At 68.0% G+C, this 19387-nt stretch carries 24 protein-coding genes and 2 pseudogenes; 19 read left to right on the forward strand and 7 right to left on the reverse strand.

What is annotated here, in order from left to right; genetic code table 11:
- Positions 1–69: 69 nt before the first annotated feature.
- The 3 genes from ACFPIJ_RS11645 to ACFPIJ_RS11655 all read right to left on the reverse strand — a co-directional run bounded on the left by ACFPIJ_RS11645 (position 70) and on the right by ACFPIJ_RS11655 (position 2412).
- Positions 70–1032, reverse strand: coding sequence for an isopenicillin N synthase family dioxygenase (locus ACFPIJ_RS11645; protein WP_380114734.1), 963 nt, complete (start codon positions 1030–1032; stop codon positions 70–72).
- 159 nt (positions 1033–1191) lie between these two features.
- The gene (locus tag ACFPIJ_RS11650) at positions 1192–1713 is read right to left on the reverse strand and encodes a DEAD/DEAH box helicase family protein (RefSeq protein ID WP_380114735.1); all 522 of its coding nucleotides are present in this window, start codon (positions 1711–1713) and stop codon (positions 1192–1194) included.
- 180 nt (positions 1714–1893) lie between these two features.
- Positions 1894–2412: a hypothetical protein gene (locus ACFPIJ_RS11655; RefSeq protein WP_380114736.1), complete on the reverse strand. Its 519-nt coding sequence runs from the start codon at positions 2410–2412 to the stop codon at positions 1894–1896.
- Positions 2413–2602: 190 nt separating this feature from the next.
- On the opposite strand from ACFPIJ_RS11655, the gene ACFPIJ_RS11660 reads away from it, so the two are divergent.
- The 3 genes from ACFPIJ_RS11660 to ACFPIJ_RS11670 all read left to right on the forward strand — a co-directional run bounded on the left by ACFPIJ_RS11660 (position 2603) and on the right by ACFPIJ_RS11670 (position 5218).
- The gene (locus ACFPIJ_RS11660; RefSeq protein WP_380114737.1) at positions 2603–2836 is read left to right on the forward strand and encodes a hypothetical protein; all 234 of its coding nucleotides are present in this window, start codon (positions 2603–2605) and stop codon (positions 2834–2836) included.
- A gap of 81 nt (positions 2837–2917) precedes the next feature.
- Entirely contained in the window at positions 2918–4783 is a 1866-nt protein-coding gene (locus tag ACFPIJ_RS11665) for a DUF6461 domain-containing protein (protein WP_380114738.1), read from the forward strand.
- 291 nt (positions 4784–5074) lie between these two features.
- Complete coding sequence (locus ACFPIJ_RS11670; protein WP_380114739.1) at positions 5075–5218, forward strand: hypothetical protein; 144 nt, start codon at positions 5075–5077, stop codon at positions 5216–5218.
- A gap of 325 nt (positions 5219–5543) precedes the next feature.
- On the opposite strand, the gene ACFPIJ_RS11675 is transcribed toward ACFPIJ_RS11670, so the two are convergent.
- Positions 5544–6137, reverse strand: coding sequence for a TetR/AcrR family transcriptional regulator (locus tag ACFPIJ_RS11675; RefSeq protein ID WP_380114740.1), 594 nt, complete (start codon positions 6135–6137; stop codon positions 5544–5546).
- A 194-nt stretch (positions 6138–6331) separates the two neighbouring features.
- On the opposite strand from ACFPIJ_RS11675, the gene ACFPIJ_RS11680 reads away from it, so the two are divergent.
- On the forward strand, positions 6332–6901 hold the full coding sequence (locus tag ACFPIJ_RS11680; RefSeq protein WP_380114741.1) for a TIGR03086 family metal-binding protein: 570 nt from the start codon (positions 6332–6334) through the stop codon (positions 6899–6901).
- Positions 6902–7042: 141 nt separating this feature from the next.
- Here the strand turns inward: ACFPIJ_RS11680 and ACFPIJ_RS11685 are convergent, their stop codons facing one another.
- Positions 7043–7189: a hypothetical protein gene (locus tag ACFPIJ_RS11685; protein WP_380114742.1), complete on the reverse strand. Its 147-nt coding sequence runs from the start codon at positions 7187–7189 to the stop codon at positions 7043–7045.
- A 281-nt stretch (positions 7190–7470) separates the two neighbouring features.
- On the opposite strand from ACFPIJ_RS11685, the gene ACFPIJ_RS11690 reads away from it, so the two are divergent.
- From ACFPIJ_RS11690 to ACFPIJ_RS11715, 6 genes are all read left to right on the forward strand, one after another.
- Positions 7471–7995 carry a hypothetical protein gene (locus ACFPIJ_RS11690; RefSeq protein WP_380114743.1) on the forward strand — a complete coding sequence of 175 codons (525 nt, stop codon included), beginning with the start codon at positions 7471–7473 and terminating at the stop codon, positions 7993–7995.
- A gap of 350 nt (positions 7996–8345) precedes the next feature.
- The gene (locus ACFPIJ_RS11695; protein WP_380114744.1) at positions 8346–8843 is read left to right on the forward strand and encodes a hypothetical protein; all 498 of its coding nucleotides are present in this window, start codon (positions 8346–8348) and stop codon (positions 8841–8843) included.
- 205 nt (positions 8844–9048) lie between these two features.
- Entirely contained in the window at positions 9049–9624 is a 576-nt protein-coding gene (locus ACFPIJ_RS11700) for a hypothetical protein (protein ID WP_380114745.1), read from the forward strand.
- 219 nt (positions 9625–9843) lie between these two features.
- A complete protein-coding gene (locus ACFPIJ_RS11705; RefSeq protein ID WP_380114746.1) occupies positions 9844–10692 on the forward strand; it encodes a phosphotransferase in 849 nt (282 codons plus the stop codon).
- A 211-nt stretch (positions 10693–10903) separates the two neighbouring features.
- Entirely contained in the window at positions 10904–11305 is a 402-nt protein-coding gene (locus ACFPIJ_RS11710) for an Imm10 family immunity protein (protein ID WP_380114747.1), read from the forward strand.
- Positions 11306–11423: 118 nt separating this feature from the next.
- Complete coding sequence (locus tag ACFPIJ_RS11715) at positions 11424–11942, forward strand: polyketide cyclase (RefSeq protein ID WP_380114748.1); 519 nt, start codon at positions 11424–11426, stop codon at positions 11940–11942.
- A gap of 148 nt (positions 11943–12090) precedes the next feature.
- Here ACFPIJ_RS11715 and ACFPIJ_RS11720 read toward each other — a convergent pair whose 3' ends face one another.
- On the reverse strand, positions 12091–12396 hold the full coding sequence (locus ACFPIJ_RS11720) for a hypothetical protein (protein WP_380114749.1): 306 nt from the start codon (positions 12394–12396) through the stop codon (positions 12091–12093).
- Between ACFPIJ_RS11720 and ACFPIJ_RS11725 the strand changes: the two are divergent.
- The 9 genes and pseudogenes from ACFPIJ_RS11725 to ACFPIJ_RS11765 all read left to right on the forward strand — a co-directional run.
- Positions 12361–12696 (forward strand): annotated as a pseudogene (locus ACFPIJ_RS11725) (NACHT N-terminal helical domain 7-containing protein); the annotation flags it as partial. The gene ACFPIJ_RS11720 and the pseudogene ACFPIJ_RS11725 sit on opposite strands and share 36 nt — an antisense overlap.
- Positions 12697–12745: 49 nt before the next feature.
- Positions 12746–12886: a hypothetical protein gene (locus ACFPIJ_RS11730; RefSeq protein ID WP_380114770.1), complete on the forward strand. Its 141-nt coding sequence runs from the start codon at positions 12746–12748 to the stop codon at positions 12884–12886.
- 157 nt (positions 12887–13043) lie between these two features.
- Positions 13044–13946 (forward strand): ABC transporter ATP-binding protein, encoded by a 903-nt coding sequence (locus tag ACFPIJ_RS11735; protein ID WP_380114750.1) that lies wholly within the window; start codon positions 13044–13046, stop codon positions 13944–13946.
- Between the two features lie 5 nt (positions 13947–13951).
- Positions 13952–14647, forward strand: coding sequence for an ABC transporter permease (locus ACFPIJ_RS11740; RefSeq protein WP_380114751.1), 696 nt, complete (start codon positions 13952–13954; stop codon positions 14645–14647).
- Between the two features lie 2 nt (positions 14648–14649).
- Positions 14650–15813, forward strand: coding sequence for a sensor histidine kinase (locus tag ACFPIJ_RS11745; protein WP_380114752.1), 1164 nt, complete (start codon positions 14650–14652; stop codon positions 15811–15813).
- Positions 15806–16441: a response regulator gene (locus tag ACFPIJ_RS11750; protein WP_380114753.1), complete on the forward strand. Its 636-nt coding sequence runs from the start codon at positions 15806–15808 to the stop codon at positions 16439–16441. The genes ACFPIJ_RS11745 and ACFPIJ_RS11750 overlap by 8 nt, the downstream gene beginning before the upstream one ends.
- Positions 16442–16631: 190 nt before the next feature.
- Positions 16632–17240 carry a hypothetical protein gene (locus ACFPIJ_RS11755; protein WP_380114754.1) on the forward strand — a complete coding sequence of 203 codons (609 nt, stop codon included), beginning with the start codon at positions 16632–16634 and terminating at the stop codon, positions 17238–17240.
- Between the two features lie 109 nt (positions 17241–17349).
- Positions 17350–17850: a SigE family RNA polymerase sigma factor gene (locus ACFPIJ_RS11760; RefSeq protein ID WP_380114755.1), complete on the forward strand. Its 501-nt coding sequence runs from the start codon at positions 17350–17352 to the stop codon at positions 17848–17850.
- 65 nt (positions 17851–17915) lie between these two features.
- A complete protein-coding gene (locus ACFPIJ_RS11765; RefSeq protein ID WP_380114756.1) occupies positions 17916–19082 on the forward strand; it encodes a hypothetical protein in 1167 nt (388 codons plus the stop codon).
- 84 nt (positions 19083–19166) lie between these two features.
- Here the strand turns inward: ACFPIJ_RS11765 and ACFPIJ_RS11770 are convergent.
- A pseudogene (locus ACFPIJ_RS11770) lies at positions 19167–19387 on the reverse strand (hypothetical protein); the annotation flags it as partial.

The raw sequence follows: 19387 nt of genomic DNA on the forward strand, positions 1-19387 counted from the left end.
ACGCCATGCTCCAGCGCACTCAGCAGCGTCCCGCTTCGCGGCAGATCCCCGTACACCGGATTGGTCGACTCAGATGATCGACGCGGCGGCTTCCCGCTCTCGGTAGTAGTCGCCGGCCACCACTGGCGGATGGTCGGTGCCGCCGCCGGCCGGGGGTGCGAGTGGCGTGATGACCCGGTCCATGTCCGATTCGCAGAAGACGATAAGGCTGATCAGTTCCTCGTTCGGGTCGGCCTGCGACGGTGGCAGCACTCGGTGCCGGGTGGAACGCCATCGGTCGCCGGTCCACCGGGCGAGCAGGTCGGCGATGTTGACCGTGAAGGCGCCCGGCACGTACGGCGCATCCGCCCACTCGCCGTCGAGCGTCTGCACCTGGAGCCCGCCGTAGCCTGGCTGCCGGTCGAGGATGGTCAGCATCCCCCAGTCGGTATGCGGTGCTACCCGGAATTGCCCCTCCAGCGGCGCACCGGTGACCGATAGTGCCGGATAGCGGTTGATGTTGAACGTGTATGGCGCATTCCTGGTCCGCTCGACGAAGTAGCCAGGTTCCAGCCCAAGCGCGGTGGCCAGCACCTCCAGCACCTCCCGATAGAGGTCCTGGACCTGGGCGGCGTACTCGGTGACCGGCTCGCGCAATCCGGGCACCTGATCCGGCCAGACATTCGCCATGAACCAGGCGGGATCACCGGCAGGGTCCTCACGCCCGAGCGTGAAGGACTCCTTCAGGTCGGCCTTCGTCGCATCAGCAACCTCGCCGTAGAACGCGTTCGCCTCCCGGCCACGTGCGATCCACCCCCGCCCGCCGACGCCTGTCGCGTACGCCTCCTTCACCGTGTCGGGCAGCGCGAAGAACGTGCGGGACAACTCACGGATGCTCTCCTTGAGAGCCTCGTCGATGCCATGCCCGCTGACCATGAAGAACCCGCAGTCCTGCATGGCCCGGTCGAGCCGGGCGGCGAGCACGGCGCGTTCCTCGACGCCGGCGGTCCGCCAGGCACCGATGTCGAACAGCGGAATGTCCAGCGTGCTCATGAATCACATCCCGGCCGAGGAGGGCAAGCAACAATTGATCCACCCCGACCATACGTGGCGACTGTTACCACAACCGCACAGCCTGAACTGCTACACCCTGCGACCGTCAAAGAGCGGCAGCGTCCGACTGGCGGCATGTGCGGACGTCTTCCGCTGCTGTTACTGCCCGACCGGGGATCTCGCTGCCGACGAGGGCTGGTTCTCGACACGCTGGTCGATACGCGTCATTGCCACCCCGACGCTGTGACCGAAGCCGGTTCGCCGGTCCGTCGCCAGTGACGCGCTCGAAGGCGTCAAGTCCGCAGAGTACGGCGCCGGGACGGGGTACGCAGCGCGACGATCACTGCCGAGCCGTAGCGTCCGACCGGCAGCATGTCCGGATGCCAAGATCATCTGGCCTTGATGGACTTCCGGCCGACTCGCCTCGTGGGCCAGAACAGGAAGCTGCGGCACCCTCAGTCCGGGCAGATCGCTGGCCGCCACCTCTTCGATCAGGTCACGACGGAACCGGTCAACCAACCGCCCGAACGGCGGACTACCGAACGGGAAGAACCGAAGCACCAGCTCAATCGCCATGTGGTTGTGGAACAGCCGCAGGCCGGTCCGGGCGGCGATCTGCTCGCCCACGGTCATCTTCCCCACGGCCGGCGGCCCAACGATGAACAGCAGCGTCCCGGTCACCGCGCCAACGCTATCCGTCCTCAACCTCACGATCGAGGCGTTTACGACCGGCCGCGTCGGCGCCGGATACCTGCGCGCTCATCGGCGCGCACGGACGGCGGCATGAGAGTGTGCCGGTTCGGGTCGGCGGCGGTGGCTCGAACCTCGGGCGACGCCACCGGGCTGCGATACGAACGGACGTCAGGGCAGCGGTGGGCGCTGCGCCGGGAACTCGGCCGGGTGCGGGTAGAGGAACTGCTGCTTTGCACTGATCGTGTTCTGCAGCGCCATACCGAGGAACCGGGTACGAGTGCAGGTGTGCACCTGCCCCTTGGCCAGGTCGATCACCACCGGCCGGGTGCTTCCGACACCCTGCAGCGGTGGCTTGTCGACGGCGATCGCTACGGCATCGGGGTGCACCTCGTGCGACACCAACCCGGCGAAGTTGATGATCTCGGTGCGACCGCCGGGGACCTGGTGCGTGGTACGCAGCGACCATTGGTGAACGTGGTTGATGAAGTCGCGGACCGCGAAGGCGGTCACCGTGGCCACCGGTGCGATCACCGCCGTAAACCGGATGTGGCCACGCGCGATGACGCTGGCCTCGAAGAAGTCACCGAGTACCGCGTCGATGGGCCCGATCCGCATTCGCTGGACCTGGCCGCCGGCCTGCTCGATCCGCTGCGTCACGGCTGCCAGGTACGTGTCGACCTCGATCATTGCGCCCCCGCTCGACGTATTTGTGACCATCATTGTCGATCGGCAGTCAATGTGCAGCCACGTGATCCGGCCCGTACTTGATGTCGAGTCAGCCCCTTGTCGGCCCACGTCCTGAGGGAGACATTGTGCTGGTGCCGGTCAATGAGGGGTGACGCCTCCGACCGCACATCGGTACGAGTTGGCACCGGCCGTGGATCAGGCTGCAGACAGCGCGTACGGATGCGTCCGGGAACTCACCAGCGACGGCAACCGCATGCATATGGTCATCGACCAGCAAGCACTGGCCGATCTCGACCTGACCGATGCCGAGATCCAGGTCGAGTTGGCAGTCGCGCCGGAGTCTGTTGAGCTTCTCCGGCATTACCTGAGCCGAATCCTGACCTATGGCCGACCCGAGGCGCAGCCCGCCGTGCTGCGGACATAGCGCCCGCGGTCTTGCTGACGCCCGGACGGAATCGGCGCGTTTGGATGAGTCCGGTAGCGTACGGGCCAACGGGATCGGGCGATGGGGCGGACGATGAGTGATGTACCGGACCTGCCGAGCGATGGGCTTGCGGCCTTCGTCGCGGCGGCGATCCCGGTGTTCACCCAGTGGGTTCCCGTCACGCCCGCCCGGACGCTGGGACGGCTGGGCGCGCCGGACGAGGCGGACTTACGCTCTCCGGGCACGCATGTCGTCCGCGGTACGGCCGACAGCGAGCCCGCGTGCCTGACCGCGCTGCGAGCGCTGGGACCGTTACTGGTGGAGCGTTTGCTCGGCGCGCTCGAGCTCGTCGTTGCCGGTCATGATTGGAGCGGCGCGCCGAGCCTCGTAGTGGATCTGCCGGGTCTTGCGCCGGGTGGGTACGCGTGGGTGGCAACTGGCGGGCACGACAGCGAGGCGACATCCGCCGCCGCGCTGTTGGAGCGACTGCATCCAGGACTGGCCGACCGCACGGTTGCCCTGGCAACAGGGATTGCGGCACACCCGGCGGTCACGCGGTTGCTCACAATCCCGCCGGCCGTGACGGACGAGCCCGCGATCGCTGCCCGCCACGGCGCCGCCCATCTCGGCCTGGCTGTGGCGGTTGCCGGTGCCGTGGTCGATCAGGTAGCCCCACCGGTGGTCGTGGAGCGTGCCGCTGCCATCGTCGGCCTCGGGGCTGGTGCGGCGGCACTGCTGCTACGGGACGGATCCATGCCGCCGGCCTACGCGGCGGCGCTGCTGGCCAAGGTCCGCGCGGATTACCTCCTGCCGCGCGGCATGTACGGCTCGGTCAGCGTGGCCGGGAACCGGTTCGGGCTGACTGAATACGAGGTCGTCGGGCAAGCCGACTTCGCCGGTAACGGGTTGGTGGCCGTGACCGACGGCGGCGCCGTCATCCGGACCGGTGTCGCGCAGGGCTCGGTGCACGTCGAACTGGCCGTGCTCGCGCAGGCACCGGCCGAGGTCGAGTCAGGGTGGGAGGAGATCGTCGAGGTCAGCTGGCCCGCGGCCGAGGGCCGCGCGTCGGTGATCGCGCCCGACGGCACGAGCAGTCCGAGCCTGCGCCGGCAGACCCCGCCGTGGCCCGGCGACTACCGGGTACGGGTCCACGCCCGTGGCCGCGATGACCTCGACACCGAATTCGAGCGCTACAAGCTCATCGTCTGGGCGGCGCCGGCTGCGGCGGAAACCGTGCACCAGCGCACCGACCGGCTCGGCCACCGGTTGCGCGGCGAGCCCGAGCCGGTCCGGCCGCCGCGCCCCGAACACGCCTACCGGTGGGTGCGTCGCAGCCCGCTGTCGGTGGCGGCGACGGTCACGGTTGTCATTGGCACAACGCTGGAACAGACGCTGCGTGCTTTCGGCGCCGATCCGAACCGACCCGAACCGATCGACGGCATACGGCGCGATCTGTCGTCGCCCGGCGCCATCGAAACGTGGGTCACGGCGCTGGACACGGGCGACGCGGTCCTGGTCGTGGAGGACAACGGTCACCGGGGCTCGAATGCGGCGGTGCTGTGCGCCGCGTCAGCCTCTGGCCGGGCGGCCAGCATGTTCTGGAACGTCAACGCGGTTACCCGGCTCTCCTTCGCCGACGGCGGTCAACTGCTCGCCTCGTTCGAACCCTGGGGACGTGAAGAGGCGGTCCCGCCGCAGGTCGCCGCAGCTCTCGCCGGGCTCGACTTCGCCGAACCCGGCGACCGAACGGAGAAGGGGTTGGTGGCGGTCGAGCGGTTCACCGGCTGTGGCATCACCACGGACGACGTCGCCCTGATCTTCGAGACCGGCATCGGCTTCCGCGTCCCGCGCGCGCTGTCACGGTCGGCCCGCTTCAACTCCCAGGGGAACCGCACCGACTCACCACCTTCGGCACCTCAGGAAGCTGGTCGACCCGACGTGCGGTGAGGGTGCGTCGCGCTCGCCGTACGGCAGAAGCGGATGCCGCACCCTCTCGTTTGGTCGCGCATCTGGGCCCGGAATGTCATCAGTGGTTCGGCCCGCGGAGCACACTGTGGCGATGGTCGACGATGCGGCAGGCGTCAGCGTTCCTTGCACCACAAGGCCGTGTTGTCCGCTCCTGGCAGGGCATCGAGATGGCCGTTCGCGGCGACGGCACGCACTTCGAGTTCGGCCGCCCGGACGTACCGTGTCTGCAACTCCTCACACTCAGCATGACGCTCGCCACCGACTCACCGATTGCAGGACAATGACGCGTTCGGGCTGGCGCTCGGCACCTCCAGCAACTCGCCGCAGCGAACCGTCGCCAGCGAGCCGTTGCGCTCGATCAGCGGCAGATCCGCGCACCTGATCAAGTCCGCCGTGGGGTGGTGCTCGCTCTGATGTCGTGGATGCGGTGCAGCCTTCGTGCGCGGCCTGCCGCACCATTCGCATGACGGTGCGGCGTTCCCTGGGAGCCGGACGGCCGTGCGGGTCCGCTGTCGTTCGCTGATCTGCTGCGGGCGCCAGCGACGACCAGCGACCTTGCGCGGCGGACGGGCTATCCCTCGGCGCGGTCTCCCAGCGTCTCTCGGCCCTGCACTGCGCCGGCATCGTCGGACGCGCCCAGCACGGCCGCGAGGTCTTCTACGAGGTCACCGATGTCGGCGCCGGCCTGCTGCGGGTGAACGGGCTGGGCTGACGCCCGTGAGTGCATGGTTGGCGTCGCTCACCCATTCCGGCCCTGAGCACTTTCCCCGAGGAGTCGGTCGACGAGTGAGTCCACGTACTCGGGCGTCAGCGGACCGGCGCCGAAGAGGATACGGATGTACATCGGGGCGAGGATGTGATCGAGCATGTCCAAGGGCTCGGGCGGCTGTTCGTCGCGGTGCCTGGCGCGGTCGAGCATGCCTTGGAGTTGCCGGCTTCGTTCGGCGAGGAACTGGTTGCGAGCTTGCACGCCGACCTCGTCGGCGTTGGACAGGGCGATAACCAGGCGCAGGACGGCCAGCCCGTCGGGTCCGCTGACGTCGCGGGCTACGCCGGCGGCGTAGGCGCGCAGATCCCTGTCGAGGCTGCCGGTGTCCGGGATGGGTGAGTTGGTGGTCAACCAGGTGATGGCCACGTCCGCGGTAAGGGCTTCGAGGCTGCCCCAGCGGCGGTAGACGCTGGTATCGGCCACGCCGGCCCGGGCCGCCACGTCGCTGACGGTGAATGCGCCGTATCCGCGTTCGGCGATCAGGTCCGTGACGGCCCGGTGAACCGCAGCACGCACCCGGGTGCTGCGGCCACCGGGACGTCGAGCTTTGGCCTCTTCGATCACGCCAGCAGCTTAACGCAGCTCACACTTGCGTTTGTACCGGCGCGGCGCCTAGCGTCTTAACGCAGTCAGCAGCTGCTATAGGAGCGAGTGATGCGACCTCTGTGCTTCCCCGCCGATCCCCAGTTCTGACACGAGACGTTGCGGATGTTCGGCCACACCGCGGTATGACCCCGATCCACACACCGGAGACCCAGATGACCACCATTGTCAACCGCATCGACGCCGCGTTGGACATGACCGGCACCATCGTCGACGCGATTACCTCCGCCCAACTGGCAAAGCCCTCACTGTGCCCCGGCTGGGAGGTGCGCACCGAACTCAACCACCTGGTCGGCGGCATGCGCATCTTCGCCGCACAACTGTCCGGCACCGACGCCGGCGCCGACCACGAGGCCGACTGGCTCGGCAACGACCCCCACCGCGCCTACGCCCACGCGGCCGTCCTCGACCGCGCCGCCTGGCACCACCCCGACGCGCTGGCCACCACCGTGCACCTGTCCTTGGGCGCCGTGCCGGGGCCGATGGCCGCGCTGATCCACCTCACCGAGGTCCTGGTCCATGGCGTCGACCTCGCCGTCGCCACCAGCCAGGAGCACCGCGTCGACCAGCACCAGTGCAAACAACTGCTCGCCATCATGCACAGCATGGACTTCGACACCTTCCGGCAGCCCGGCATGTTCGGCGCCGAGCGAGCAGCACCCGACGACGCCCCCACCCACCGAGGCCTACTCGCCTTCCTCGGCCGCGACCTGCAGAAACACTGACCCCGCAAGCGACAGCGCCGTTCCATCTGCGGGAGGATGCCGGGCAGTCCCGGCGGTTCTCGACCGACGCACTCCTTCGGCTGCCATGCGTCCAAAGTGATCCAGACGCCCTGGTCACCGGGCGGCGGAGAACTCCAGCGCTCACCGGAATTCTCCGCCGCCCGACAGCAGATGCCCCCAGCGCTGCTCTGGTACGACGCCGTTGAACTGGTCGACGACGATGTTGCCGTCCAACTCGAAGCCGATCAACCCGACCAGGCACGACCACAGGTGCCCAGCCTCGGACAAGATCAGACACACTGACATCGGCAGTTCAGCGCGCTGGTTGCCGCGTGGCCTCGTCACGCGGTGTGACGGACGCGGTCGAACTTGCGCTCTCCCTAGGCGGCATGAGCGCGCACGGGATCTTGCGGTGCTGATCGTGCCGCGGACTCGGGTTAGGAAATGCGTCGACCGGGCTCAGCCCGAGGCTGGCCAGGCCGGGGTCGGGCCGGCAACGAGAGTGTGAAGCGCCTGAGCGAGCTCTGGGCGAGGTGTGCTACTGGACACCTCGCGCCACACTGTTGGCCGTGGGCACTCCATCGGATGCGATGAACAGCGGTCAGCGGCGGCCGTTTTCGGACGAGCCGGAGTCGCCATCGCACCAGCTGATGATCTGGTTGCGCGTGATTGTCACGATCGGGATTGCCGCACTGCTCGTCGTCGCATGCGTGACACGTAATTCTCGGCTGCTCGGCGAAGACGGCCCCATAACTGGGTCCGTGGTCCTCACTGCTGCTTACGGCTTCTACGACAACGACCAGCATTGCCGCGGTATCGGAGACTTCAGCGACGTCACCGAGGGCGCCCACCTGACGTTCGTCAACGACACCGGCCAGGTACTCGACGTTTACCGGCTGGGGCCAGGCACACCCAGCCAACTCGGTCGGGGCCCGTGTACCTTCGATTTCAAGATCGGACGGGTGGCGTTAGGTGCCAAGTTCTTCACCGTCGCCGGCCACGACCCGATCCAGGTGCAGCCTCACGACATGCACAGCTACCTCGTCTTGTTCCTGGCCAGCTGTCCCACGGCACAGCCCTGCGCCCCACGATAGCTGTGCCCAGCCGACCGCCGTCGCGCTGCAGCACGCCGAGTAGAGAACGGGGTCTGCCACGCCAAAGGCGCAAGTCCCGGGGTGGGCCTGGCGCGCCTTGAGGGCTCTCCGCAGCCTTGATCAACTGCGCTGTCATCGGCACGAGCGAGCGCCGCTGTTGCGGTTCGACGCAACGGTGTCGCCACGAAGCGTAATGATTTCCGAGTCGGCAGCCGCGCGAGACCAGCGGCATGTGCGTGCACCCGATCTTGGGCTTGCGCTCGAGGCAGCCAGGTCGCGTGGAAAGATCGTTGGTGCTTTGCTTGGTCTCGGGAGGAGCGCTGATGGGTTCGTCTGCATGGTGGTACACCGTGGACTACCAGGCCGATGTGAACGCCGCGCTCCAGCAGTTGCGGCAACAGGTCTATGAGCGGGGTGACTACTACCGGGAGTCCCGCGATCCCGACCTGGACATGACGGAAGACGAGTTCCGGGCGAGTCTCGCCCCGCGCGACACCGACCCCGAGCGCTACGACGCCATCGTTGAGGACTGGTTGGAGCGCAGGTCCGGGCCGACGCCGATCGACCCGGACACGCTCGTCGAGGCGCAGCCGCGCTCGGGAACCCACTCGATCATTGACATGGTCAATGGTGTGTCGGCCGAGCCGGCATTCGCGACGGTGTCCCCGTTGGCTGACGACAACCTGATCTACACCTTCGACACGGTGAAGCCTTCGGCGAGCCAGGTAGAGGCGTGGATGGGGACCGACATCGCCGGCGAACGGGACCGCTGGGTCGGTACGTACATCATCAGCTACCACGACGGCAGACCGGCGCACATCCACTTCGGCGGCCATTCGGGAGACTGAGCCGCTATGTACTCCGTTGCGCAGCGGCGCTCGTCACGGCGAGCGACGAGGACCGCGCCCGGGTCGCGGCATGTGTGCGTACGTGATCAAGCTCGACCATTTGTCTCGCGGGGCACCCGGTGGCGGCAGTTCCGTGCGACTGACCTTGTGGTTGGCTGCCCAGTAGACAACTCGGCGGCGAACTCTGAGGGGATACCGGGTGTGGATGCATGTCGGTCGGCTGTACACCTGCGGCGACGTGTTCCTGGCCATGGATGCGACGCTGCGTGCTTCCTGGCTCGGGCACACCGACGACGTCTATGACGAGGTCTGCGAACTTGACGAGGACGTGACCAGCATCCCGGTCGGGCCGGGACGTGCTGCGCTCATCGCCATCGACGGCCGCCCCAACGACGAGGGATGGATCGAGGTGTTCACCTCCGGCCGTGGCACCGTTGCCTTCGTCTTCGCTGCTGGACAGGACTATCCCGCCACCCTGCCGGCTGCGCTGGCTCACCAGCACCGGGACAGCCCAGTCGGCGACCTGATCAGCCTCGACAGTGGCCATCTCGCCGTGTTCAGCGCCGCGGCCGACGGCGCCGGGCCGTACAGCAGTGAGTTCGTGCCGGCCCGGCCCGCACCCATACCCGTTGCCGCGGCACCGCTGTCATCCGACCCTGACCCGGGAGTCCTTCTGCAACTCGAGCCGGGTAACTACCGGTTCGACGTGGAACCCTACGTCGAACCAGGCGGCGATCTGAGATTCGGCCGATGGACGCTCACCCACACCACGACTTCGTAGCCAGCGGTCCGGTCCGAACAACCTCTGGTCCGCCGTACCGCCCGAGTTGGCGCAACCCTCGACAGTTCGGTGAGCGCCGGGCCGTCACGGATCCGGCACCACATACGGAGAATCACACCTGTCCGGCTGGCGGCGCTCGACCGGCGGCATGAGCGGATGTCCAGCGGTCGCCAACTACTGTTTGATCGAGCCCGGTCGGTCGCCTCGTATGATCCTGCGGTGACTTCTGCCTTCGGAAACCTCTCTCCGCAGCAGCAGGTACTGGTGGACCAGTGGCTTCCTTCCGCGAACGTCGAGAGGAACCACAGCTGGGGCTTGGTGGCAACAACTGTCCTCGAGATAACCCACGCCGGGTCACGATTCATCGTCAAAGCCGGCGGCGGCGATGACCACCACATCCAGCGGGAACTCCACGCCCATCTCAACTGGCTAGACCCATGGACCAGCAGAGGCCGTGCACCCACTTTGGTGTACGGCAGTGCGGCCGCGAAGCTCATCGTCACCCGATACCTGCCCGGTGAACTGGTGCTCGACAGCGAGCACGCCGACGAGCCCTCCACCTATCGGCAGGCAGGCGAGCTGCTGGCGTTGTTACACGGTCAGACTCGCGTCACGGATGACGACTACGAGAGGCGCGAGAACGAGAAGTCACTGGCCTTGCTCAGCCAACCACACCGGATCGCCGCGGCCACCGTGGAGCGGCTGAAAGCCGAGATCCCCGCCTGGCCGACGCCTGCGTCGGCCCTCGTACCCACCCACGGCGACTGGCAGCCCCGGAACTGGCTCATCCGCGACGACGTCGTGAGCGTCATCGACTTCGGCCGTGCGGCGATGCGTCCGGCGTTCACGGACTTCGCCCGGTTGGACGTCCAGGACTTCCGCCGCGACCCGAAGCTCGATACAGCCTTTCTCGCCGGGTATGGGACCGATCCCCGCGAGACGGCCGCGTGGTATCGCAACCGCGTCCGCGAGGCGATCGCCACCGCAGTGTGGGCCTATCGCGTAGGTGACGAGCCGTTCGAAGCCCAAGGACATCGAATGATCGCCGAGGCGCTCTCGTCTGACTAGACCTGGGTGAGGCCCCACGGAAACGCCGCTGCCGAGCGGTCCGACACGCGGCCATGGCGCGCGCTCATCGGCAGAGTCGCGCGGCAGCGAGAACACCGTCGGCCTGGTCCAGATCAACAGAGGGTGATGGGATTCGTGCGGCCACATGCTCCCACGGCGGCAGTTGCGGATGTCAGCATGATGGTTCGGCCGACCGTGCTACAAAGGCGCCATGCCGATCGAGTTCATCGGGCGGGTTTCCGGCGTAGATGACGAGTTGTGCCTGGTCGCAGCCATCGCTGAGCGGGACGACGGCACCGGTCGCGCGCTGGTCTTCCAGGCAGGCCTCGAACCTCCGGACGATCAGGACGTGAGACTCGGCCACGACACCCACTGCCTGGTCACCGAGACCCACGGCACCGCGTACGGATGCGTCCGCGAACTCGCCATCGACGGCAACCGCATGCACGTCATCATCGACCAGCACGCACTGGCCGAACTCGGCCTGACCGACACCGAAATCCAGGTCGAGCTGGCAATTGCGCCGGAAGCCATTGAGCTCCTCCGGCAGTACCTGAGCCGAGTCCTGACCTATGGACGACCCGAGGCGCAACCCACCGTGCTACGGACATAGCACCAGCCCGAGCGCGAACCGTCCTCACTGCGAACCCGCCGGAACAACGCTCTGTCGACCCCTCTGCGCTCACGGACAGCGGCATGTGCGGACGTCGAGCCTGATGAATGATGGATGCATGATCGGTGACAGGTGGGGTGTGACCGACAGTGAGACGTTGCGCCATTATCCGTGCGACGACTTCGTCGTGTCTCCCGCCCTGCAAGCCTGGCGCGGGGTGCGGGTCGAAGCGCCCGCCGCGGCGGTATGGCCGTGGCTTGCGCAGGTAAGGGTCGCGCCGTACTCCTACGACTGGATCGACAACCTCGGCCGCCGCTCACCGCAACAGTTGCTGGGGCTTGCCGATCCTCGGGTCGGAGAAGCGTTCACGACTGCCGGCGGCCGGAAGCGGGGCAGGATCCTCTCGGTCGACCCGGGGAAGCAACTGACAGGCACGATCATGGCGGCCTTCATGTCCTACGTCCTCGTGCCTGAGGAACGCTCCGCGACGCGTTTGCTCATGAAGGTCGTCATGCAGACGAACCGCTGGACAGCCCTCGGGTTGTCCATCGGCGACCTGGTCATGGCTCGGCGGCAACTGCTCAACCTGAAGCAACTCGCCGAGCATCACCAGCACCCGAACACAGACCGTCGGTGAGACGCACGGATCTCGGCAGAGTCGCGTGTCAACAGAGATTGATGGGCTTCCTGCGGCCATGTGCTCCCACGGCGGCATGTCCGGAAACCTGATCAAGCCGCGATTGCGCCCGTAACGGGCATGGCGGGCATCCAGCCGTGGGGCCAGGTCAACGCGCCGCGTCATCCTCAGCGGGCGGGTGGTTGACGTCTTCGAAGGCGTCGACTGCGTCGGCCCACAGACGCTCCGCCGCCGCACGAACCTCCGGCTCGAGGTTGCGGTGCACGATCCACTTGGCCTGGCCGTTGCCCATGCCGGTCGCGGCGGCGATGGCCCTGATCGTGAGGATCGGCGAACCGGAGATCCGCAGTAGCTCCGCGGCGACCTCATCCGCGCCGGCGCCGGACGCAATCATCGGCCGGGCCACCTCCGCCAACAGATGGCTTCGCTCACGGAACTCGTCCAGGTCAGCCACGGCGAAAGCTTATCGCCAACACGGAGCCGGCTCACCATCGTCTTGTGGGTCATTAGTGTCTACGCGGTGAGGACACCTTCCCCGTTCGTGATCAAGCCGGTGCTCCAGGACGCCGAGTTGTCCCGGACCGAGCAGGTTGCGCTGGCCGGTGGCCCCGACGGCGAGGCGTGGCTGCCGGCGCTGATCGCGGCGGCTGTGCCCGCGCCGGGGCCGGCGACGTTCTTCGGCGCGTTCCGGCGGGAGTTGCGCGACTGGTACGTCCGGCAGTCGCGCCGCCTGCACGAGCACCTGACCGGTCTCGCGGTCGTCGACATCCGCAGAGCTCCTGGCCATCAGCATGGTCCTGCGGATGCTGGTCCGGGACATGGACCGGCTGCCGCTGGCGAAGCTCGACGAATGGGTGAACATCATCGAGACGTGTTACCAGTTCGACCCGGACGAGCACTCGAGCGACCTGGCAGCAGTCAGGCGGAATCGAGCGGGTCGTTGAACGGAGCCGGCGCGTCGGCCATCGTGCGGCGTCGGGCGCGATCGGGGTGATGCCGGGCGCATCAACCATGTGGCTGATTTTCGGGTCAGCAGCATTCGCGTTTTGGCGTAGCCGGCGGATCGATTCGGATGCGGCGCCGGGCCCAGATGATTGAGGCATGGCGGTCATCGAGGTCATGGACCTCCGCAAGCGGTACGCGGATCTGACGGTGCTGGACGGGGTGTCGTTCAGTGTCGAGGAGGGTGAGATCTTCGGCATTCTCGGCCCGAACGGTGCCGGCAAGACCACCGCCGTGGAGTGTGTGGAGGGTCTGCGCCGGCCTGACAGCGGGTCGATCAGGGTGCTCGGTCTCGACCCGGTCGAAAACCGGCGCGCGCTGTGCGAGCAGGTCGGCGTCCAGTTGCAGGACACGCAGCTGCCGGACAACCTCAAGGTGTGGGAGGCGCTGGATCTGTACGCCTCGTTCTACCCGAAGCCCTGTGACTGGCGGGAGCTGCTGCTGGAATGGGGGCTGGAGGACAAGCGCGACACCCGGTTCGGCAAGTTGTCCGGTGGGCAGAAGCAGCGGCTGTTCATCGCGCTGGCGTTGGTGGGCAACCCGCGGGTGGCGTTTCTGGATGAGCTGACCACCGGTCTGGACCCGCAGGCCCGCCGCGCCACCTGGGCACTGATCAAGCGGATTCGCGCGGCCGGTGTGACCGTGGTCCTGGTCAGCCACTTCATGGACGAGGTCGAGGAGTTGTGCGACCGCGCCGCCATCATCGACCAGGGCCGGATCGTCGCGCTGGACACCCCGGCCGGCATCGTCGACGAGATCGACGCCGACCACGAGATGCGGTTCACGCTCATGGCCGGTGAACTGGCCGACCTGGCCGGCCTGCCCGGGGTGGCCAGGGTGACCAGGACCGGGGACTGCGTCGTCGTGACCGGCCGGGGTGACTTCGCCACCGCCGTCACCGCCCAGCTCGCCCGCCACCACGTGCTGGTCAGCGACCTGCGCATCGACAAGCGCACCCTCGACGACGCGTTCGTCGCCCTGACCGGCCGGCCCCTCGAATGAAGATCATGATGAAGCTTGCCGTCGTCGAAGTGAAACTGCTGACCAGGGAGCCTGGGGCGATCTTCGCGCTGCTGATCCCGCTGTTCATCCTGGTGGCGTTCGGCACTTCCATCGAGCCGGGCGACACCGTGCTCCTACCGATGGCGTTGGCGATCGCCGTGGGACTGGTCGGGCTGTACCTGCTGCCGACGACCCTGGCCACCTACCGCGAGCGGGGCATCCTGCGCCGGATGTCCACCACGCCGGTCCGGCCCGCGAACCTGCTCGCCGTCCAGGTCGTCCTGCAGCTGGTGCTGGCGCTGGCCACGTGTGCGCTGCTGATCGCGGTCGCCGGCACCGTCCTCGACGCCCGCCTGCCCACCGCCGTGGGGCCGGTCGCGGTGACGTTTCTGCTCGGCACCGGTGCCATGTTCGCCGTCGGCCTGCTCATCGCCGCACTCGCCCGCAACGGCCGGACCGCCAACGGCGTCGGTGTGCTGCTGTACTTCCCGATGGCCTACCTCGCCGGGCTCATGCAGCCCGCCAGCCAGATGCCGCAACTGCTCGCCCGCATCGGTGAGTACACGCCGCTGGGCGCCTTCCGGCAGGGCATGCACCAGGTGTGGGCGGACACCACGCCCAGCCCGGTCCTGCTCGGGGTCCTCGCTGCCTATGCTGTCATGATCAGCGCGGTGGCGGCCAGGTTCTTTCGCTGGGAGTGACCATGACGGAGCGGCTGGAACGGTGGGAGCGGCTGCAGGAGCGGCAGCTGGCGGCGACGCCGTACGTGCTGCTGGCGGTCTCCGTGGTCCTCTGCCTGATGACGGGGGAGCGGCCGTGGTCGATGCTCGCGTTGGCCGCGGCCGCGGCCGGCTGGCTGTGGCTGGTGCCGCGTGGCCCGGTCCACGTCGCCGGGCTGGTGGCGCTGATCGGCCTGCTGTGCACCCACGGGATGTGGTTCGCGTCGTTCTTCGGCTTCGTCGGCTACCTGCACTCGTGGTGGTACCTGCGGGGCCGTTGGCGCTTCGTCGGGGTGAGCGCTACTGCGGCGATCAGCGTCATGACCTACAGCGGCGGGCTGCCCGAGCCCACCCCGTCCGGCATCCTCACGTTCCTGTTCTTCACGGCGGCGATCGTGGGCGGGGTCGTGATGTTCAGCTTCTTCGGTGAGGTCACCATGGAGCGCAGCGCGGAGCGCACGCGCATGGTGCAACAGCTCCAGGACACCATGCGGGAGAACGCCGGCCTGCACGCCCAGCTGCTGGTCCAGGCGCGTGAGGCGGGTGTCCTGGACGAGCGGCAGCGCATGGCGGCCGAGATCCACGACACCCTCGGCCAGGGCCTGACCGGCATCATCACCCAGCTGCAGGCGGCGCGGCGCAGCGAGGACTGGCAGCGGCACGTGGACATCGCGGTCCGGCTGGCGCGCGACAGCCTGGCCGAGGCCCGCCGATCCGTGCACGCGGTCGGTCCCGGACATCTGGCGGCCGCGCCGCTGGACGAGGCGCTGCGGGCGGTCGTCACCGAGTGGGGGGAGCGCACCGAGGTGACCGCCGAGTTCACCGTGACTGGTACGGTCCGGCCCATGCACCCGGAGATCGAGGAGACGCTGTTGCGCACCGCGCAGGAGGCGCTGGCCAACGCGGCCAAGCACGCCGGCGCGTCCCGGGTCGGGCTCACCCTCTCCTACATGGACGACGTCACCACGCTGGACGTGCGTGACGACGGCGCCGGATTCGACCCGGCACGGGTCGGCGGCGGTGGTGGCTTCGGCCTCACCTCGATGCGCAGGCGGGTGGACCGCCTCGCGGGCACGCTGGAGATTGAGTCGGCGCCGGGCGCCGGCACCGCGATCTCGGCGAGTGTCCCGGCGGTGGCACGTGGGTGACCCGCCGATCCGGCTGCTCATCGTCGACGACCATCCCATCGTCCGGGGTGGCCTCCGCGGGATGTTCAACGGCGACCCGCAGTTCGAGGTGCTGGGCGAGGCCGCCAACGGCGCGCAGGCCGTGGACCTTGCCCGCGCGCTGGGCCCGGACGTGATTCTCATGGACCTGCGGATGCCCGCAATGGATGGGGTCACCGCGATCAAGGAACTGATCAGGGTCGGTGTCACGGCCCGCGTCCTCGTCCTGACCACCTACGACACCGACCGCGACGTGCTGCCCGCCATCGAGGCCGGCGCCACCGGCTACCTGCTCAAGGACACCGGCCGCGACGAACTCGTCCACGCCATCCGCACGGCCGCGCGCGGCGAGGCGGTGCTGTCCCCGTCCGTCGCCACCCGGCTCCTCGTTCAGGTGCGCACCCCGGTCGACGCGCTCAGCGCCCGAGAGTTGGAAGTCCTGAAACTCATCGCGGACGGCGTCACCAACCGTGAGGCCGCCGCAAAACTGTTCATCAGCGAAGCAACCGTGAAGAGCCACATGCTGCACATCTTCGCCAAGCTCGGCGTCAACGACCGCGCCGCAGCGGTCGCCGAGGCGTTCCGCCGGGGCCTGCTCACAGTGGACTGAGGCTGACAGCGCAGGCCCAGCACCGGCGTACGGCCGGCGAGACCGTCGAGCAGATCCGCAGGAACGGAAGCCTCGCAGCGCAGGTTTGAGCGTCGCAAGGCTCGTGCCATGGTGTGACCGTCGGACAGGTGCTACTGAGTTGCTGCGGTCGGGCCGGTACGACGGCGGGGAGATCCATATGCTCCGCGCTATGGGGAACTCCGCTGGGCCGACGCGCTGGGACGAAGCCATGTCCGGATGGCAGTCCAACTTTGTGCCCTCACTGACGCAATTGCGTTGCCAGCGGTCCGGCCTGCTCGCGCTTGTGGGACGGCGGCTGCAGGCCGGCTGGATCGGCTGGGAACTGGAAAGGGATCTGTGGCAACCAGTTATCCCGTTGGTGCTGGTGTTCGACGGTGGTGTTCAGCTGGAGCTCGCCTGGCGGGGCTGGGATGACCTGTCAATTACCTGGAACACCATTGATCTGAGGACCCGGCCCGAAATTCTCGGTCGGCCGCACGAGTGGCGATCGTCGCACCCTCAACCGCTCGCCGCGGTCGCCGGTCGCGTCCTGACCGGATGGGCGGTGACCGAGAGCCCATACTTCCAGGGCGGTGCGGATCTTAGCGGCGCGCTGCCGATGGACGCGGTTGCCGGCTGGTTTCCGCAGGGTTTGTGGATCGAGTTCGCGGACATTGGTGTGCACCTCTACAGCACCGACTCGAACGGCATTTCAAACAAACCCGTGCAGCCCAGCGACGACGGGCACACCCGCGTGACGCATCTACCGCTTCCGGAGGACGACGCGCACACCGCTTGAACCCGGGCGCATCCAGCCCGGAAGGGTGTCTGGTAGCCGACAAGTACTGGTCGCAGGGTCGGGGGCTCGTCGCCGCGTCCACCCTGTAACAGCTCACCAGGGGAGCATTATGGATCAGTCGGGGGAACAGCGGTACCGGGAATTCGTCGTGGCGCGCTCGGCCGCGCTGCTGCGCACCGCGTACCTGCTGGTTGGAGACCGGGGCAGGGCAGAGGATCTCCTCCAGACCGCGTTGGTCAAGACGTACGTCGCGTGGGATCGGATCAAGGATCCCGGCGCGACCGAGGCATATGTTCGACGGGTCATGGCCACGACGGCCACGTCGTGGTGGCGACGCCGGTGGTCGACCGAACAGCCGGCGGTGGCAATGCCCGACAGTGCGGTCGCGGATGCCAGCGGTGAGCTGGCCGACGCGGACGAGATGCGCCGGCTGTTGCTGACGCTGCCGGTCCGGCAACGGGCGGTGCTCGTGCTGCGCTACTACGACGACATGAGCGAGGCGGACGTTGCCGAGATGCTCGGCATCTCGCGCAGCGCGGTCAGCAGCTACGCCGCGCGCGGGTTGTCCGCGCTCCGCCATCGGATGGGTGAGGAGATCAACTCGCTGTGAACACGTCATTCGAATCGCAGTTCCGGGCGACGATCACGCGCAGCGTCGAGGACTTCGCACCCCAGGTGCTGGACGCCGATGAGCTGATCCGGCACGGTCGGTCCGCGGTGCGCCGGCGCCGGTCCGTGACCGTCGTGGCCGCGGCGGCGGCGCTGGCCGCCGTCATCACCGTCAGCGCGGTAGCGGCTGGTGCCGGTCCGTCGGGCCAGCACCACGGTCCCGCGGTGTCGCCCGACCCGACCAGTACGGCTGCACCCAGCCCTACCGCAACGGGTACCGCTGCACCAAGCCCCACGGCAACGGCAAGTTCGGCAGGCTCGGCCCCGGTTGGCGTCGACGTGCTGCTGACCGGCAATACGATCCGGACGGCCTCGGGCCGGCTGGTGACGATCCCCAATCCGGGCGGAGGCACCGCGTCTGACGCGACCGGCGTGGCCGGGGGCTGGGTGGTCCGGTCCGGCGGTGTGATGGACTTCCATTCGATCGAGTTTCTCACCGAGGCCGGTCAGCTGAAGGGCTTCCAGCCGGCGCTCAAGGGCGCGCCGGTCGGGTACGCCGCGGACGGCCGGTCCATGGGGGCGCGGGTCGGTAACACCATCTATGTCTTCGACCTGCCGTCGCTGGAGGTGCGGCACCGCATCGATCTCCGGTCGCCGTTGAGCGGCACCCAGCTGGAGGAGTTGTGGCTTCGCGGTGACCGGCTGGTGGCGCGTTTCCTTGCGGCGGCTGACGGTGGTCCTGGCTTCAGCGGGGTGGCGATCTGGAATCTCAAGACCGGCGCCTCGACCACGTCGCCGGGCATCGATGTGCGGGACGTTTCCGCCGACGGCAAACTTGCGCTCCTGGCTACCGAGCGGGGCTCCGGCCCGGGCGTAACACAGTGCCTATCGATCGCGCCCATCGGCGATTCGTTGTCAGCGACCGGGAAGAAGGTGTGCGGATCGGGGGTGAGCCTGACCCATGGCCGCTTCTCGCCGCGTGGCACCTGGGTCGCCGTGTCGGTGTACCCGCGCGGGACGTGGCTGTTCCGCACGACGCAACTGCAGGCGGGCACCAGCGAGCCGGTCAGGCGCCATGACATCGACTTCGCGACGTGGCAGGACGACGCGCAGCTGATCCTGGCCAACCTGCCACCGGCGATAACAGTGCTGCGATGCTCGACCGCCGGCACCTGCCAGCTGGTGACTGGCCCGCCCGACCCCCTGTTGGGCGTGATCACGAACTACCGGTAGCGCGGCAGGTACCGCTGCAACGACGGTTACGCCGAACACCACAGCCTGGTGTTCGGCGTAACCGTGACACCTTCCGTGAAAGCGTCAGGACAGTGCGGGTGCACCCTCCCGAACGGGATCTTCGGATTCCGGGCGGCTTGGACCGCCGGTCGCGGCAGCGTCGCGCAGCGCCGCCTCGATCCGGCGGTTGGTGGTCATGGTGGCGGTGACGGCGGTCATGGTGAGCAGGAGGCCGGCGGCGGCGTAGAGCGGTGTGCGGATGTCGTAGGTGGAGGCGAGCCAGCCGCCGAGGAAGGCGCCGATTG

It is taken from the genome of Dactylosporangium cerinum, from assembly GCF_042653625.1.
Classification (GTDB): Bacteria; Actinomycetota; Actinomycetes; order Mycobacteriales; family Micromonosporaceae; genus Dactylosporangium; species Dactylosporangium cerinum.